We start from the raw sequence: 16,157 nt of genomic DNA on the forward strand, positions 1-16,157 counted from the left end.
GCGCGGGGCGCCGGTCCGTGGGCGGGCGGGTCGCGGGGGTGCGCGATGACTGATCGGAACGCGTTCCTGTTCGAGGTGGCGCCGCACCACGACGCGGGGGTGCCGGCCGTCGGGCACCGGCTCAGCCGCCGGCACGCCTTCCTCTACCTGCTGCTCGCGGTGCTGCTGTCGGCGGGCGTCATCCTGGCCCCGCTGCTGGTGACCGTGGGCATCAGCTTCTCGGAGCCGGGCGCGTGGGCCGGCGTGCTGAGCGACGCCGCGGCCTGGCAGGCGCTCGGCAACACGCTGCTGTGGTGGGTGCTGGTCCTGGTCGTCTGCGCCGTCGGGCTGGGCCTGGCCTGGCTGGCCAGGAACGCGGGCCCGCTGCCCGGCCGGGTGCTGCGCGTCGTCCTGGTCCTGCCGGCCGTGGTCTCGCCGCTCACCACGGGGGCGATCTTCCGGCTGCTGTTCGACACCAGCCACCACCGCGGGCTGGCCGCCGCCCTGCTCGGCTCCGACACGCCTTTCCTCGGTCCCGGCTGGATCTGGCTGGTGCTCGGGCTGGCGTTCGTCTGGCAGTGGGCCGGGATCGCGTTCCTGGTCTTCCACGAGGCCCTGGCGCGACTGCCGGCCGGGCTGCTGCGGATGGCCAGGGCGTTCGGCGTGACCCGGCGGCGCCGGATCTGGTCCGTGGTGCTGCCCGCGCTCGCCGGTCCTGCCGCGCTGGCGTACGTGTTCGCGCTGGTGGCGGCGGCCCGCGTGTTCGACCTGGTGCTGATGGGCGCGCCCGGGTCGATGCAGGCGCTGGTCGAGGGCGGCGGGCTGTTCTGGTGGCGGCACAACGACGACCTGGGCGACGCGGGGGCCGCGGCGCTCGCGGTGCTGATGTCGCTGGTGGTGGCGGGGGCGGCCTCGCTGGCGCTGCTCGGGTTGCGCGGGCGGGTCAGCTGGTCCGAGCCGGCGCCCGCGCCTCCTCCGGCGCGCGGCCGGCGCCTGTGGCCGCTGTGCGCGGTGGTGTCGGCGCTGTGGCTGCTGCCGTTCGTCGCGCTGCTGCTCACCTCCCTGCGCGAGCCGGCCGCCGCCGCCCGGTCGGGGTGGTGGAGCGGCGGGCCGTGGACGCTTTCCTCGTACGCCGACGCCTTCGCCGACGACGGGTTCACCGCCGCGCTGGGCACCACGTTCCTGCGGGCCTTCGCGGTCGTGTGCGTGGTGCTGCTGGCCGCGGTGCCGGCCGCGTACGTGCTGGCCCACGAGCACCTGCTGCCGCGCCGCGCCTGGCGGCCGGTCCTGCTGGTCTCGGTGGCCCTGGCCGCGCTGCCGCCGCAGGCGTTCGCCGTGCCGCTGCAACGCTGGCTGAGCCCGATCGGCACCGCTCCCGCGCTGGCCATCGTGCACGCGGCGCTGGTGATCCCGCTGGCGGTGCTGGTCCTGCACAACGCGTTCGTCCAGGTCCCCGCCCCCATGCTGGCCCGCGACCGCTGGGAGCTGTTCCACGTCGTACGCGAGGCGCGGCCCGCCGTGGTGCTGGCCGGGGTGCTGGCGTTCGTCCTGGTCTGGAACGACGCGGTCGTCGGGCTGCTGCTGAACTGGCCGTCGGGCGACCACCTGCCGCTGATCCTGCTGGAGCAGGCCCGCCACTTCATGAGCGCCGCGAGCCCGCTGGCGGCGCAGGCGGTGATCGCGACCGCGGTGCCGGTGCTCGTGGTCGCCGTCACCGCCCGCCGCCTGTACCGGGGCCTGACCCGAGGAGTGCGGCGGTGACGGACATCTCGCGGAAGGACCGGCTGGGGTTCCGGCTGTCGCGGTGGCACCGGCGGGCCACGGCGCACCTGCCCGAGCTCGGCCTGGGCGGGCTGGTGACGGCGGGCGGCACCTTCCTGCTGTTCCAGGAGGAGCTGATCAAGCAGCTCGCGGGCGACCTGCCGACCTGGCTGCTGGCGATCCTCGCGCTGCCCTTCCCGATCGCGGCCGGCTGGATCACCCATCTCGTCCGCCGCCGCCGCGAACGCCCCGCCCGCCCCGCCCTGGCCCCCATGCCCTTCCCCGACCGGCCGGACGGCCTGGTGGGCCGGGACGCCGAGCTCCAGCAGGTCAAGGACCTGGCCCTGGAACGCGGCCTGGTCGTGGTGCAGGGCGCGATGGGCTCGGGCACCTCCTCCGTGGCGATCAGCGCCGTCTGGGACCTGGCCGGCGAGGCCCGCAAGCAGCGTTACGCCGACCTGCGCGGCCCCGACAGGAAACATCCGGAGACGGCGCTGAGCGTGGCGCAGCGGGTGCTGCGCACGCTCAACCGGCCGCCGGGCGGCATCCAGGAGCCGCAGGACGCCACCGCGCAGGTGATCGAGGCGCTCAACGGCACCGGCTGCGTGCTCCTGCTCGACAACGTCAGCACGTGGAGCCAGGTCGACTGGCTGCCGACCAGGGTGCCCGGCGCGCACATCGTGGTGGCGGGCACGCTCTCCGACGAGCTGCCGCAGCACGCGGAGCCGATCCAGCTCGGCCCGCTCGCGCCGGAGGCCGGACGGGCGCTGCTGGCCCGCCACATCGGCGACGACCGCGTGACCCAGGACCCCAAGGCGCTCGCGCTGCTGGTGGACGCCTGCCTGGGCAGCCCCCTGGAGATCGTCAGGGTGGGCCGCTGGCTGGCGGGCAACCCCAACGTGCCGCTGCGGTCGCTGGTGGACGACCTGCGGAACCTGTCCATCGACAAGACGCTCGACTTCGTGCTCAACCTGAGCATCAAGCAGTTGCGGCCCACGGCCAAGCAGCTGTTCATCCTGCTGGCCGGGCTGCCGATCGCCGAGGTCGACCACCAGGCCGCCGCCGCGCTGCTCGGGGTGCCCTCCGCCGGCGACGCGATCACCGAGCTGGCGGACTTCGGGCTGGTGGAGAACGTACGGATGACGCGCGTCAGGGTGACCGGCGCGTTCAGGGACAGCGGCGCGGCCGGGACGCCGCAGGAGAACGCCGCCTGGCGCCGCCTGGTCGAGCACTTCGCCGAGCAGGCCGCCGCCTACACCGCCCGGCTGCCCGCCGACGAGGCCAGGACCTGGTTCGCGATGGAGGACAGGGTGCTGCTCCAGGTCCTGGCCGGCGCCGAGCCAGGACGCCAGACCGCCCGCGCGCTCGGGCGGATCGCGGACGGCCTGGAAGCCTGGTTCCGGCTCGAACAGCGGCACGAGGACCGGCTGCGGGCGGCGGCCGCGCTGTCCGCCGCCGCGAAGGCGCTCGGGGACGAGCGCGTGCAGGCCACCGCCGAGCTGCGCCAGTGCGCGATCCAGCTCACCTGGGGAGATCCGCGCAAGGCGCGCCAGCACTTCACCCAGGCGGCCGAGCTGCGCGTCAGGGTGGAGTCGTGGCCGGCCGAGCTGCACCTGGAGCACGCCGCGCTGCTGCTGGCGGGCGGCGACGAGTTCACCGCCGTGGAGGTCGCGCTCGTACGGTACGGGCAGGCGCTGTCCGGCGGCGACGTCACCGGGCACGCGATCAGGATGACCAATGTGGCGGCGCTCCTCATGCGCAAGGGGCAGACGTTCGACCACGACGGCCGGGGCCCCGAGGCGCGCAGCCTGTACGCCGACGCCAGGGCCGTGCTGTTCCGCGCCCTCGACCTGGCCGGGCGGGCCGGCGACCCCGGCGCGCAGGCGCACGCGCACGAACTGCTCGCGCTCACCCACCACTACCTGGGCCAGGGCTTCGACGCCCGCTCCCACCTGGAGCAGGCCGAACGCCTCTACACGGAGACCGCGGACGAGACCGGCAGGGCGCGCTGCCTGGTGCAGCGGGCCGGGGTGCTGCTGGAGGATCCTGGGCACGCGGCCGAGTCCGTGGTGGCGCTGCTGGAGGAGGCCGAGCCGCGGCTGCCGCCGTTCGGGGTGAGCACCGCGCTGGCCCACCTGCACCTGGGGCGGCTGCGCGGGGATCGGGCGGCCGGGCACCAGGACGCCGGGCTGGCCGCGCTCTCGCCGTGGGACGGGATCGCCGAGCCTCAGCAGATCACCGAGCTACGCGCCCTCCTCCAAGCCCTGTGACCCGAAGCGGGCGGTGGCGGGGCCGTCGGACGGCGGTGATCGTCGGGTACCGGGTGATCGTCAGGCGCCGGTGATCGGCGCCGCGCCCGTCGCCGTGGCGACGAGGCGCTCGTAGACCTCGGGGTCCGTCGTCTCCGAGCCCAGCCGGTGCCCGGTCAGCTCGCCGTGGTCGTCGCTGGAGCCGGTCACGGCCAGGCCGAGCTCGCCGGCCAGGCCGCGTACGTGATGGCGGGCCGCCTCGTCGTGGTCCAGGTGGTCGGCCTCGACGCCGAAGAGCCCGGCCGCGGCCAGCTCGGCGATCCACTCGTCCGGCACCGCCTCGCCGCGCCGTTCCGCCTTCGGATGAGCCAGGACGGGCACGCCCCCGGCCGCGCGCACCAGGCGTACCGCGTGCCCGGGGTCGAGGGCGTAACGGGAGACGTGGGCGCGCCCGCCCGCCCCGATCCACTCCGGCGTGAACGCGAGCGCCGGCTCGGCCACGGCGCCGGCGGCGACCATGGCGCGGGCGATGTGCGGCCGCCCGACGGGGGCGCCCGCGGCCAGCTCGGCCACCTGCTCCCAGGTGACCGCCACGCCCAGCTCCACCAGCCGCTCGACGGTGAGCCTGGCGCGTTCCTCGCGGGCCCGCCTGATCCGCGCGCACTCCGCGAGCAGCTCCGGCTCGCGCGGGTCGAACAGGTAGGCGAGCAGGTGGATGCTCCGGCCGCCGCGCCGGCAGGACAGCTCCATGCCGGGCACGAGCGTCAGCCCGGCCGGCAGCGCGCCGGCGGCGGACGCGTGCCCGGCCACGGTGTCGTGGTCGGTCAGCGCGAGCACGTCGAGCCCCCGCTCGCGGGCCCGCCTGACCACGTCGGACGGGGGCTGGGTGCCGTCGGAGGCGCTGCTGTGGCTGTGCAGGTCTATGCGCATCGCCCCCGATGGTGTCACACGGCGGCCGTGGGCACGCCTCCTCCGGAACTCGTACAGGTCATCCGGCGACCGTGGGCACGCCTCCCCGGGAACTCGTGCGGGTCATACCGCGACCGACGCCAGGATCCGACCGTCGAAGGTCTGGACCGTGAAGTGGTTGATCTCGGACTGGGGCAGGCTGGTGCCGCCGTGCAGCAGCAGCGGATCCTCGGCCCCCGGCACGCCGTACCCCTTGTCCGGCACGCCCCAGCTCGCCACCACCTCGGAGCGGCCGTCGTCGCCGACCGCCATCAGCCGGCACTGCAACGGCCCCTTGACGCCCTTGAGCTCCAGCGCGACGTGGGTCCCCCATCCCTTGTCCTCCACGCCGACGAGCCCGGAGACGCCGGTGGACGCATCGCTGACGGCGTAGGTGCGGCCGGTCATGAGCAGGGCCCTGGCCGGGCTGTGGATGCTGTCCGGGTTGGGCCCGCTGGTCACGGAGCTGATGCCGAGGAAGATCCCGGCCGCGACGACGAGGCACGCGGCGGCGCTCATGAACCCCCGGTGGAACCGGCGGCGCCGGCGCTCGGCGGCCGCACGGCGTACCAGAAGCGACTCGACCTGCTGGTCCGGCGGATGCGGCAGCAGATCGTCGGGGTGCACCCCCTTGATCAGCTCCCCCATCGCCGCGAACGACCCCACCTCGGAGGCGCAGATCGGGCACATGCCGAGATGGCGCTCGAAATCGGCCCGCTCGTCGTCACTGAGCAGGCCGAGCGCGTACGCGGCCACGTCCTCGTGGTGTACCTCCGTCATGGCGTCACCCCCCTGTTACTGTGACGCTGTCCGATCACGGCAACGTCACCCCCCTTTCCTCAAGCGCGACGCGCAGCGCGCGCATCGCGTAGTACACGCGGGACTTCACCGTGCCTACGGGCACGCCGATCGTCTCCGCCGCCTCCTGGACGGTGCGGTCCAGCAGGAACGTCTCTGTGAGCACCTGACGGTGGGCCGGGGACAGCGACATCATCGCGTCGGTCACGACGATCTCCCGCAGCAGCCGCTCGTCCTCGGCCGCCACGGGCTGGACGCGGTCGGAGATGTCCTCGACCGTGTCGAGGGGGCGCGAGCCGGAGCGGCGGCGGTTGTCGATGACGACGCGGCGGGCGACGGTGGCCAGCCAGGGCATCAACGAGCCCGAGTCCGTACGGAGATCGTGGATGTTGCGCCAGGCACGGACGAGGGTCTCCTGAACGACGTCCTCGGCCCAGCGCCGATCGCCGCCCGTCAGCCTGATGGCGAAGGCCATCAAGGGGGCGCCGTATTCGCGGTAGAGGGCTCGGACCATGGCCTCGTCGGTTACGCGGTGATTCACGTGGGGGCGTGCTCCCTCGCGCGGCGGATATCATGAAATATCGCGCTCGCTCCGCTGATATTGAGAATTGACACTCTAGCCTCGGCCGAGCCTCCGGGTCAGGTAGTTTGCCCGTCTCGCCACATCGATAGAAATATCCGTTAAATCGTGCTTCAGTCCCCTGGAGAGGGGATCATGATCATTCGATTGACGATCCGCGATCCAGCGGCCTCCACCGCCGCCGACGTCGAGGTGACGGCGGAGCCCGAGACCACCGTCGGCTCCCTGCTGCGAGCCCTGCCCTTCCCCGTCAAGGGCCGCCCGTGCTACGTCGGCAGCGGCAAGCTCGACCCCGACGCCACCGTCGCGGACAGTCCGCTGGTGCCGGGCGTCACGATCAGCGTTGGCGAGCCCGAGCGCGTGCAGCCCTGGCGCCCCCTCGCCGCGGCGGGCGCCGTGCGCGTGTTCGCCGGGCCCGACGCCGGCCAGGTGGTCTGGCTGAGCCCCGGCAGCCACGTGATCGGCCGCGAGTGGACCGACATCAGCCTGCCGCGCGACCACAAGGTCTCCCGGCGGCACGCCCGGCTGGACGTGTCGTGGACCGGCGAGGCCACGGTCGTCGACCTCGGCTCGCGCAACGGCACGCTGGTGGACGAGCTGCCAGTGCGGGGCCCGGCCGTGCTGCGGCCCGACGGGGTGCTCCAGGTGGGCGACGACCGGCTGCGCTGGGCCCCGCTGCCGTCCGCCCGGCTGCGCACCACCCCCAGCAGGGACGGGCACATCGACTTCGACCGGGCCTTCTCCCCCGCCCCCGCCGTTCCCGGCGCCCGCGTCGCCCTGCCCAGGAACGAGACGCCGCCGCGCAATTTCGCCGTGGCGCTTCTTTCTTCGCTTCTTCCGCTGCCCATCGCGGTCGCGATGGCCATCCTGGTGAAAAGCCCGTATTTTCTCCTTTTCGGAATTCTGACGCCGATCACGTTCTTCGCCACCCAGTGGATCGAAGGACGGCAGCGCAGGAAGAAAGAACGCGAGTTCGACCAGCGCAAACACGAGACCGTCGAGCGGATGCGGCAGCACGTGGTGCGTGAGCAGTGGCTGCGGCACGTCGTCGCGCCCGACGAGGTGGACCTGACGTTCGCCGCCACCCACGAGGGTCCTGGGCTGTGGCCGCGCAACGCCGACTCCCCCGACGGCCTGACGCTGCGCGTCGGAGTGGCCGACGAACCGGCCACGATCGCGTTCGACGGCGAGCCGTGGTCCGGCTTCGCCGAGCCGGCGCTGCGCGGGGTGCCCGTCACGGTGGATTTACGCGAGATCGGCGTGCTGGGGGTGATCGGCCCGCCCGAGCCGGTGGACGCGCTGCTGCGCTGGCTGCTGATCCAGCTCGGCACCTTGCGCGCCCCCGACGAGCTGCGTCTCGTCCTCATCACCGCCTCGGGAGGCGAGCACCTGGCCTGGGCGCGCTGGCTGCCGCACCTGAACGTGGACGCCCCCGTCCCCTGCCTGATCGGCAACACGCCCGAGACCAGGACGGAGCGGATCGAGGAGCTGAAGAACCTGGTCACCGAGCGGCTCAAGGTCAGAGACCGCCGCTTCGCCGAGGACGTGGTCGTGGTGCTCGACGGAGCCCGCGCGTTACGCGACATCCCCGGCATGAAGGAGGTGCTCAGGGAGGGCCCCTCCGTCGGCGTGTACGTGATCTGCGCCGACCAGCGCAGCCTGAACGAGTGCCGCGGCGTCTGCGAGCTGGACGGCGCCGGCATGCTGCTCACCCGGGGCCGCCAGGGCCTGCCGGTGTCGGTGCAGCCGGAGAGCCTCGGGGAGCAGGCCGCCGAGCGCATCGCCCGCGCGGTGGCGCCCATGCGCGACCGGCTCACGCTGGCCAGGGCCGAGAGCGTCATCCCCGCCTCCGTACGCCTGCTGGACGCCCTGGGCCTGCCCGTTCCCGGCGCGGAGGCGGTACTGGGGTGCTGGGCCGCCGATCCTGGGCCGACGACCAGGGTGTGCGTCGGAGCCGACGGCTCCGGGCCCGTGACCGTGGACCTGGCCGCGGACGGGCCGCACACGATGCTCGGCGGGGCGACGGGAGCGGGCAAGAGCATCCTGCTCCAGACGCTGGTCACCTCGCTGCTGCTGGCCAACCGGCCGGACGAGCTGAACCTGGTGCTGGTCGACTTCAAGGGCGGCAGCGCGTTCCTGCCGTTCGAGCACTGCCCGCACGTGGTCGGGCTGATCCGCTCGACCGGCGACACGGCGGCGGACGTGTTCGACGAGAGCGCGGCGCGGCGGGTGCTGGCCTCCGTACGCGCGGAAGTGCGCCGCCGCGAGGCGATCCTGGCCCGGTACGGCGGGGAGATCGACGTCTACTGGAACGCGGGCGGCCGGCTGCCCCGGCTGGTCATGGTGTTCGACGAGTTCGCCCGGGTCCTGGAGGTCTCGCCCGACTTCCTGCGCGAGCTGGTGAACGTGGCGGCCAAGGGGCGCTCGCTCGGCATGCACCTGGTGCTGGCCACGCAGTCGTTGCAGGGCAAGCTCTCGCCCGAGCTGAAGAACAACATCTCGCTGCGCATCACGCTGCGCCAGAACGAGCCCTCCGACAGCACCGAGGTGCTCGGCGTGCCCGACGCGGCCACGATCCCGTCGCGGCTGCGCGGCCGGGGCATGATCATGCGGGTGGGCGGGGAGCAGCGCACTCCGCAGCTGTTCCAGACCGGCTATCTGGGCGACCCGCCGCCCACCGGCGCGGCTCCCGCCACCGCGCGGCTCGCCCCGTGGCCGGCGCTCGGGCTGCCGCGGCCCGCGTCCGGCGGCGCGCCGCGGGCCGGCCGCAGCGATCAGGACCTGGCCATCGCCGCGGTACTCGCCGCCGCCCGTGAGCTGCCCACCGAGCCGCCGTTCCGGCCACTGCTGCCGCCTCTGCCCGCCGCACTGCCGCTCAGCGCGGTCGAGGGGGCGGGCGGAGTGCCGTACGGGCTCGCGGACGACCCGGCGAACCAGGCGCAGCCCGCGATGGCGCTCGACCTGCGCGGGAACGAGCGGCTCATGGTGGCGGGCGGGCCGCAGTCGGGGCGCACCACGTTCTGCCGGACGCTGATCTCCAGCCTGGCCGCCCGCACCTCGCCCGCGCAGGTCTGGCTGTACGTGGTCGAGCACCGGCCGGGCGGGCTTGCGGCGTACGCGGACCTGCCGCACTGCGGGGCCGTCGCGGGGGCGGGCGAACCCGACCGGATCAGGCGCATGGTGACCTGGCTGGCGGGCGAGGTGGAGCGGCGGCGGCTGGCCCAGGCGTCGCCTGGTGAGCCTGCCGGGCCGGTCATCGTGTTCGTGATCGACGGGTGGGAGTGCTTCGAGGACCGCGCCAGCCCCGACTTCTTCGAGACGCCGCTGCTGGCCACGCTGCGCGCGATCGTGGCCGGCGGGCCGCCGGTGGGCGTGCACACGGTGGCCGCGGGCGGGCACGACATGCTGCGGGGCAAGACGCCCGACCTGTTCTCGCGGCGGCTGTTCCTGCCGTTCGCGCGGGAGGAGACGCGGCGGTCGTACCTGTCGTCGGGGATGGTCTCGCCGCCCGTCCTGCCCGGGCGAGCCATCGAGGCGGCCTCGGGGCTGCACGTCCAGGTGTGCCTGCCGCCGGAACGCGTCCCGTCGCCGCCCGGCAGACCCCGGCACGGCCGCGACCCCGCGCCTACCGTGAAGACGTTCCCGCCACTGCCGGCGCACGTCCCGCTGGACCGGCTGCCCGGCGCGGCCGTCGGGATCGGCGGCCCCGACGTCGCGCCCGTCTCGCTGGATCTGTTCGACCTCGGCCCGCACCTCGTGCTGGTGTCCGGGCCTCCCGGGTCGGGCCGCAGCAACGCGGCTCTGGTCCTGGCGACGATCCTGCTCCGGGCCGGGGTGCACGTCCTGGCCCTCGCACCGCCCCGATCCCCTCTGGCCCACGCCCTCCCCGGCGCCAGGACGCTCACCGGCACCTCGTTCACCGACGCCGACCTGCGCGAGGCCGCCGAGTCCTTCGCGGGCGAACGCTACGCGGTCGTCGTGGACGACTTCGACCAGCTCACCATCACGCCCCGCGAGCAGGGCTTCGACACCCTGCCCACCCTGCTCCAGGACATCCTGGCCCCGTCCGAGCTGGGCCGGCGCGCACTCGTCCTGGCCGGAGACGCGACCCCGCTCCTGGAGGGACACCGGCGCTCGCTGTCCGGCGAGGTCACGGAGATGCTCCGCTCCGGCACCCGCTGCCTGCTGACCCCCACGAACCGGGTGAACGCGCGGGAGCACGGCGTGAACCTGGAACCCGACCAGTTCTTCACGGGGCCGGTGGGGCGGGGGTACCTGGGGACTTCACGGCGGGTGGAGCTGGTGCAGCTGGCGCTGCTCTGAACCGCCGGTGCTCTCGTCCTTCGTGCGTCCGGTGAGATTGTCGAATGAGGCGATGTCATCCAATCTCCTGAGCGCCGGACAGCCTGATGCGGAATTCCGCCGGCCGGGTTATTGCCTGATGCCGTAGGTGTAGGCCACCGCCAGGGGGTGCGTGGTGGGGCAGAAGGCGGCCGACGACGCCCCGATACCGACCCAGGGGCCGTAGACCGTGGTCCGGGCGCTGCCCTTGGCGCAGGTGGCGATGGCACGCACGCTGCCCGAGCCGCCGGTGCACTGAGCCCACGTGTATCTGTACCGGTAGCCGAACCCGCTGTCACAGCCGGACGGCCAGGGTTCGGCGTTCGCGGTGCCGGGCGTGAGGGCGACCATCGCGGCGGCGCCCAGCAAGGTCACGATACCGATGATCTTTTTCTTCATGGCGGCGACAATACATTTCGCTTCGAAGCCGGTCTGCCTTCGCGCGGTGTATGTCCGCGAAATGTCCTTGGAATGCCCGGCTGGCGTGTCGCTCGTCGAATCTGTGCACCATGCGCCGGGGCCGGCCAGGCGTTCAAGCGTGGCCGGTGCGCAGCAGTCGAACGGCGGGCTCCGGCTCCAGCGGGGCCGCCCGTAGGATCTCTGCCAGCAGAGCCTCAGGGTCGAGGTCCGTCCGGTCGAATGAGTATTCGTCATCATCGAGCGTGCCGCCGGTCAGCAACGCGGCGACCGCGGACAAGACGATCACCAAGAGCTGCGGCACGGCTGCACTGCGAGCGCTCGGCTGGAACGACAGATACCAGTCCTCGTCGGTCTCGACTGCGCCAGGCGGTGCGAGAAACGTGTCGACGTGCCCCGCGCCACCCCAGTGGAAGGTCCAGGACCGCTCCTTCTCCACGAAGAGGACGTCTACCTTCGACACGCCGAGGATCGTTCGCATGGCGAAGCCCGCCACACGTGCGAGTGTCTCTGGATCCGGCCGCTTCCGGCACGTGACTCCGATTGCCACGGACATGCATCACCCCGGGAACACGATCCAGCCGTCGGCTGAGTTGACGTAGATGCTGCTGATGGTCCCCTGCCGTGGTATCCCCGGCAGCGGTCCTTTGCGAGCGAAGTCGAGTAACTCCTGCCCAGGCACGTTCTTGGCGTCGATGTACACCTCCACGCCCGTGTATCCGGCCGTGCGTGCGCTGTCGTCGGCGAGGCCCGCCTTCTTGAGCACCATGACGGGCTTGACGCCATCGTATTTCTTGAGGCTGACCGGCACTCCGTCAAGCCAACCGTCGATGCCGGCGAAGTTGTCGGTCGGCGGTCCCTCGAAGTGTCCGCCGCGGAGTTCCGCGACCTCGCGGGCCTGGGCCGGTTCGTGGTCGCGCAGCCTGTTCGGGGTGACGGAAGGCGGCTTGCCGGCGGGCAGTTCCCTCGGATAGGCGGACAGGCCCAGGGGGTCGATCCAGGTGTGGGGGTTGGGGACGTAGGCGTGGGGGTCCCAGCCGCCTCGCAAACCGATCGGGTCCGAGGTGGCGTAGCGGCCCGAGTCCGGGTCGTAGTGGCGGCGGTAGTTGTAGTACAGGCCCGACTCCGCGTCCTCGTACTGGCCGGGGAAGCGTAACGGGCAGTCGGGGCCGGTGGTGAGCGCGCCCGGGGAGGTGCCCCAGAGGGTGCGGCGGGTGCGCCAGGCGACCTCGCCCCGCTCGTCCACCAGCTCGGCCGGGGTGCCGGCCAGGTCCGTGGCGATGGCGTAGAAGCGTTCGTCCACCTGATCCTGGGAGCGCTCGGTCTGGGTCAGGGGGCGGAAGGTGCCGGGGGCCCAATCCCAGGCGGTCACCCGGTCGTCGGCGGACTGTTCGGCCAGGGTGAGGCCGTCCCAGACGAAGTCGGTGCGCTGGGAGCCGTCGGTGCGTTCCTTGGCGATGCGGCGGCCGAGCGGGTCGTAGAGGTAGCGCCAGCGGGCCCCGTCCGGGGTGGTGACGTGGGTCAGCCGGTCGTCGGCGTCCCAGGTGTAGTGCCAGGTGCGGGGCTTGGCGGACAGGCCCTTGCGCCGGCGCACGACCGTGCGGCCCTGGCGGTCGTACTCGTAGTGGGTGCGGCCCGCCTGGCGGATCATGGTGCCGGTGTAGGCGCGCGGCCCCTGGCCGTCCCCGGGCTCGGGCCAGGTGGCGTCGGTGATCCGGCCCGAGGGGGCGTAGGCGTAGCTCTCCGACCAGCCGGCGCCGTGGACGGCGGTGACGCGGCCCACCGGGTCGAGGTCGAAGCGGCGGCGGCCGGACAGCAGGTCGTCGATCTCGGTCAGCTGCCCGTCCCTGCGGTAGCCGTACGTGCGCCGCTGGACCACGCGCCGGCCAGGACCTCTGGTGAGCGTCTGGGACTGCAGGTGGGAGTCGTCGTCCCACTCGTGGGTCAGGGAGACGGCGGCGCCGAAGGTGCGGGACAGCTCGCGGCCGGCCGGGTCGTGGTCGAAGTGGAGGGTCTGACCGGCCGTCTCCAGACTCAGGGGCAGGCCGCGGGGGTCGTACGTCAAGAAGGTCTCCACGCCGGACGGCGTGCGGCGCAGCACCCTGCGACCGAGGGCGTCGTAGGCGGAGGTCAGGGTGCGGCCGTTGCAGGTCTCAGCGGTGACGCGGCCGTGGGCGTCGCGGGTGATGGTCAGGTCGGCGTCGGGGTTCGCCGCGTGGGTGAGGCGGCCGAGCAGGTCGTAGTCGTACGTGGTGAGCCGGTCGCCCGCGCGCCGGCCGATGAGCCGGTCGAGGACGTCGTAGACGTAGCTGGTCGACTGTCCTTCGCCGTTGATCCGCTCGGTGAGGTTGCCGGCCGGGTTGCGCACGTAGGTGAGCACCCGGCGGTCGAAGTCGCGCTCCTCGGCCAGGTTGCCCGCGGGGTCGTAGGTGTAGGTCCAGGTCAGCCCCTGGGGGTCGGTGACCTGGGTGAGGCGGAGCTCGGTGTCCCAGGTGAACGTGATGCGCGCCCCGTCGGGGGTGGTGCGGGCGGTGGGCACGTCGAAGGGGCCGATCTCGAAGCGGGTGGCCTCGCCCATGGCGTCCACGTGCTCGACGAGGTTGTTCTCCGCGTCGTAGGACCACCGCTCGACGGCGCCGCCCGCGGTGGTGCGGGTGGCCGGTCTACCCTCGACGGTCCAGGTGTGGCGGGTGGTGTGGCCGAGCGGGTCGGTGACGGCGCTGACGCGGCCGAACGGGTCGCGCGCGCAGGTCGTGGTGGCGCCCGCCGGGTCGGTGATCGCCACGGGCAGGCCGGCGGCGTCGTTGTCGACGGTGTGGGTGTGGCCGAGCGCGTTCGTGATCGCCGTCAGGTGGCCGTGCTCGTCGTAGGCGTACGTGGCGGACGGGTCGGAGACGAGGTTGCCGCGCTCGTCGTGACGCAGGGTCGTGCTGCTGCCGTCGTAGTCGGTGATGGTGACCGGCAGGTGCAGGGCGTCGCGGGCGCAGGTGCGCCGCGCGCCGTCGGGCCTGGTGACCGAGATCAGGGCGCCCGCGTCGTCGTAGGCGTATCGGGTGGTACGGCCCAGCGGGTCGGTACGCGCGAGCAGCAGGTCCCGTTCGTCCCAGAGGTAGCGGGTGGTGTGACCGAGCGGGTCGGTCTCGCCGGTGACCTGGAGCAGTTCGTTGTAGCGGTAGACGGTGAGCCGGCCGAAGGAGTCGCGGGCCCTGGTGACGCCGTCGCCGTACGACAGCTCGGTGTTGAAGACGCCCGCCGAGCCGGTGCCGTAGACGCAGCGGCCCTCCAGGTCGTAGGTGTAGGCGTACCAGGTGCCGATGCGGTCGCGCCAGCGGGTCAGCCGGCCTTCGTCGTCGTAGCTGAAGCGCAGCGGCAGGCCGGAGGAGTTGGTCACCTCGGTCAGGTCGCCAGCCTCGTCGTACGCGTACGACAGCAACGTCTGCCCGGCCCCGCGCAGCCGGATCTCGACGATGCGGCCCTGATGGGTCTCGATGTCCAGGTGGTAGCCGCCGGAGTGGACGACCTCGGTGGGCAGGCCGTCGGTGTAGCGGACGTCGATGCGCGCGCCGTTGCGGTCGGTGACGGCCGCGATCGGCAGCACGCCGGGTTCGGTGGTCTCGGCGAAGCAGGTGGTGCGGCCGGTGAGGGGGTCGGTGACGGCGTACCCGGTGTCGGTCTCGCGCAGGATCAGGGCGGGACCGCCGTCGGGACGGGACTCGCCGTCGAGCTCCGGATGGGGGAAGGTGAGCAGCGCGCCGGTCTCGGTGGCCAGGCAGAGGCCGTCGGCGTCCACCTCCAGCCGCTGGTCCAGGGTGGAGGCCCAGGACCGGCCGAACCAGCGGCCCGTGTGGCAGCCGGACAGATGGGTGCGTTCGAGGTGGAGCGGCAGCGCCCCGGGCAGCTCGACGTCGGTCTGCGGGAGCAGCACGACCCCGGTCGGGAAGTGCACCGGGTCCTGGCTGAAGAACTGACGGCCGCGCTGCCACGAGGTGGTCGCGGCCGTCGTGGCGCGGGCCCCGCCCGCGTCCAGCGCCGATCGCAGCGACGCGCCGGACCGCCCGGCCTGAGCGCCCAGCACCGCGCCGGGGACGCCTCGGCGCAGCGCGCCCGTGCCGATCACGACGCCTCCGCCCGCGCGGATGCCGCCGGCCGCACCGCGCAGGCCGGTCACCGCCCTGGCGCCCTTGGCCACCAAGGCCAGGCCCCGGCCCACCGGCAGGACGCCCAGCGCGGCCATGCCCACCTGGCCCAGCGAGCCCTTGCCCTGCCGGTACTTGTGCAGCGCGTCCCCCAGCACCACCGCGCTCGCCGCCAACGCCACGCCGGCCAGGATCGCCCCGGCCAGGCCGCCGGTGCCGATGACCAACACCACCAGCCCGGCCACCATCGCCACCGTGCCGGCGAACGCCACGAAGTCGTCCCACGACCTGAACGGCGTGGAGATCGTGTCCCATGCCCGCTGCAGCCAGCTCTTGTCCTTGATGCCGCTGCCTTCGAGCGCCTGCTCGATCTCCCGCGTCGCCCGGTTCTCGGCGTCCCCGCGCAGGCGGGCGGCCTCGTCGGCGATGCGGCGGGCGCGCGAGCGGTCGGCGTCGGCGGCGCGGGCGCGCTGCACCGCCGGCCGCACCGCCGCCTGCACCGTGGCGTCGGCGGCGCCGACGGCCGACTCGACCTCGGGCAGCGTGCGTACGGCGGCCGCGGCGGGCAGATGGGCCCGCACCTCCCTGAGCGCCCCCTGGTAGGCGGCGTCGGCGGTCTGACCCTGGCGCAGCGCGGCCCCGGCCTGCGTCTTGGCCTGCTCCAGGCTGCCGGCGTACGTCATCAGCGCCTCGCCGGCGCCCCGGTAGGCCGTACCCAGCTTGGCCAGCTCGCCGGGCAGCTCGGCCAGCGCCTCGGCGTACTTGGCCGCGTAGTCGCCGCGCATCTTCAGCGCGGAGCCGTCACCCGAGATGACGCCGAGCTTGCCGCTGTTGTCCTCGGCCAGCCGCGCTTCCTTGAGCAGCCGGTCGGCGAGACCTCGCACCTGCCCCGGGTCCCCCGGCGCGGGGTCGCCGGCCAGCCCGAGCACTTCCCATCCGCCCGGCACG

The 16,157-nt window shown here is 73.5% G+C and carries 9 protein-coding genes; 3 read left to right on the forward strand and 6 right to left on the reverse strand.

Annotated elements, in window-relative coordinates:
• Positions 1-45: 45 nt before the first annotated feature.
• Positions 46-1,740 (forward strand): ABC transporter permease subunit, encoded by a 1,695-nt coding sequence (locus OIE67_RS43035; RefSeq protein ID WP_326631359.1) that lies wholly within the window; start codon positions 46-48, stop codon positions 1,738-1,740.
• Positions 1,737-4,010: a tetratricopeptide repeat protein gene (locus OIE67_RS43040; protein ID WP_326631361.1), complete on the forward strand. Its 2,274-nt coding sequence runs from the start codon at positions 1,737-1,739 to the stop codon at positions 4,008-4,010. The genes OIE67_RS43035 and OIE67_RS43040 overlap by 4 nt, the downstream gene beginning before the upstream one ends.
• A gap of 60 nt (positions 4,011-4,070) precedes the next feature.
• On the opposite strand, the gene OIE67_RS43045 is transcribed toward OIE67_RS43040, so the two are convergent.
• From OIE67_RS43045 to OIE67_RS43055, 3 genes are all read right to left on the reverse strand, one after another.
• Positions 4,071-4,919 carry a PHP domain-containing protein gene (locus tag OIE67_RS43045; RefSeq protein ID WP_326631363.1) on the reverse strand — a complete coding sequence of 283 codons (849 nt, stop codon included), beginning with the start codon at positions 4,917-4,919 and terminating at the stop codon, positions 4,071-4,073.
• Positions 4,920-5,021: 102 nt separating this feature from the next.
• Complete coding sequence (locus OIE67_RS43050; RefSeq protein ID WP_326631365.1) at positions 5,022-5,717, reverse strand: zf-HC2 domain-containing protein; 696 nt, start codon at positions 5,715-5,717, stop codon at positions 5,022-5,024.
• 34 nt (positions 5,718-5,751) lie between these two features.
• Positions 5,752-6,276 carry a sigma-70 family RNA polymerase sigma factor gene (locus OIE67_RS43055; protein WP_245956022.1) on the reverse strand — a complete coding sequence of 175 codons (525 nt, stop codon included), beginning with the start codon at positions 6,274-6,276 and terminating at the stop codon, positions 5,752-5,754.
• Between the two features lie 174 nt (positions 6,277-6,450).
• Between OIE67_RS43055 and OIE67_RS43060 the strand changes: the two genes are divergently transcribed.
• Positions 6,451-10,638: an FtsK/SpoIIIE domain-containing protein gene (locus OIE67_RS43060; protein WP_326631366.1), complete on the forward strand. Its 4,188-nt coding sequence runs from the start codon at positions 6,451-6,453 to the stop codon at positions 10,636-10,638.
• 108 nt (positions 10,639-10,746) lie between these two features.
• Here the strand turns inward: OIE67_RS43060 and OIE67_RS43065 are convergent, their stop codons facing one another.
• The 3 genes from OIE67_RS43065 to OIE67_RS43075 all read right to left on the reverse strand — a co-directional run bounded on the left by OIE67_RS43065 (position 10,747) and on the right by OIE67_RS43075 (position 16,156).
• Complete coding sequence (locus tag OIE67_RS43065; protein WP_326631368.1) at positions 10,747-11,055, reverse strand: hypothetical protein; 309 nt, start codon at positions 11,053-11,055, stop codon at positions 10,747-10,749.
• 133 nt (positions 11,056-11,188) lie between these two features.
• Positions 11,189-11,569: a hypothetical protein gene (locus OIE67_RS43070; RefSeq protein WP_326631370.1), complete on the reverse strand. Its 381-nt coding sequence runs from the start codon at positions 11,567-11,569 to the stop codon at positions 11,189-11,191.
• 63 nt (positions 11,570-11,632) lie between these two features.
• Positions 11,633-16,156, reverse strand: a complete 4,524-nt coding sequence (locus tag OIE67_RS43075) for an RHS repeat-associated core domain-containing protein (protein WP_326631371.1) — start codon at positions 16,154-16,156, stop codon at positions 11,633-11,635.
• Position 16,157 lies beyond the last annotated feature (1 nt).

The organism is Nonomuraea fuscirosea (genome assembly GCF_035917475.1).
GTDB lineage: Bacteria > Actinomycetota > Actinomycetes > Streptosporangiales > Streptosporangiaceae > Nonomuraea > Nonomuraea fuscirosea.

Excerpts from the sequence above, each read along its gene's own strand:
- OIE67_RS43035 (WP_326631359.1), top strand. The coding sequence starts at position 46 with ATGACTGATCGGAACGCGTTCCTGTTCGAGGTGGCGCCGCACCACGAC.
- OIE67_RS43045 (WP_326631363.1), bottom strand. The coding sequence starts at position 4,919 with ATGCGCATAGACCTGCACAGCCACAGCAGCGCCTCCGACGGCACCCAG.
- OIE67_RS43050 (WP_326631365.1), bottom strand. The coding sequence starts at position 5,717 with ATGACGGAGGTACACCACGAGGACGTGGCCGCGTACGCGCTCGGCCTG.
- OIE67_RS43060 (WP_326631366.1), top strand. The coding sequence starts at position 6,451 with ATGATCATTCGATTGACGATCCGCGATCCAGCGGCCTCCACCGCCGCC.
- OIE67_RS43065 (WP_326631368.1), bottom strand. The coding sequence starts at position 11,055 with ATGAAGAAAAAGATCATCGGTATCGTGACCTTGCTGGGCGCCGCCGCG.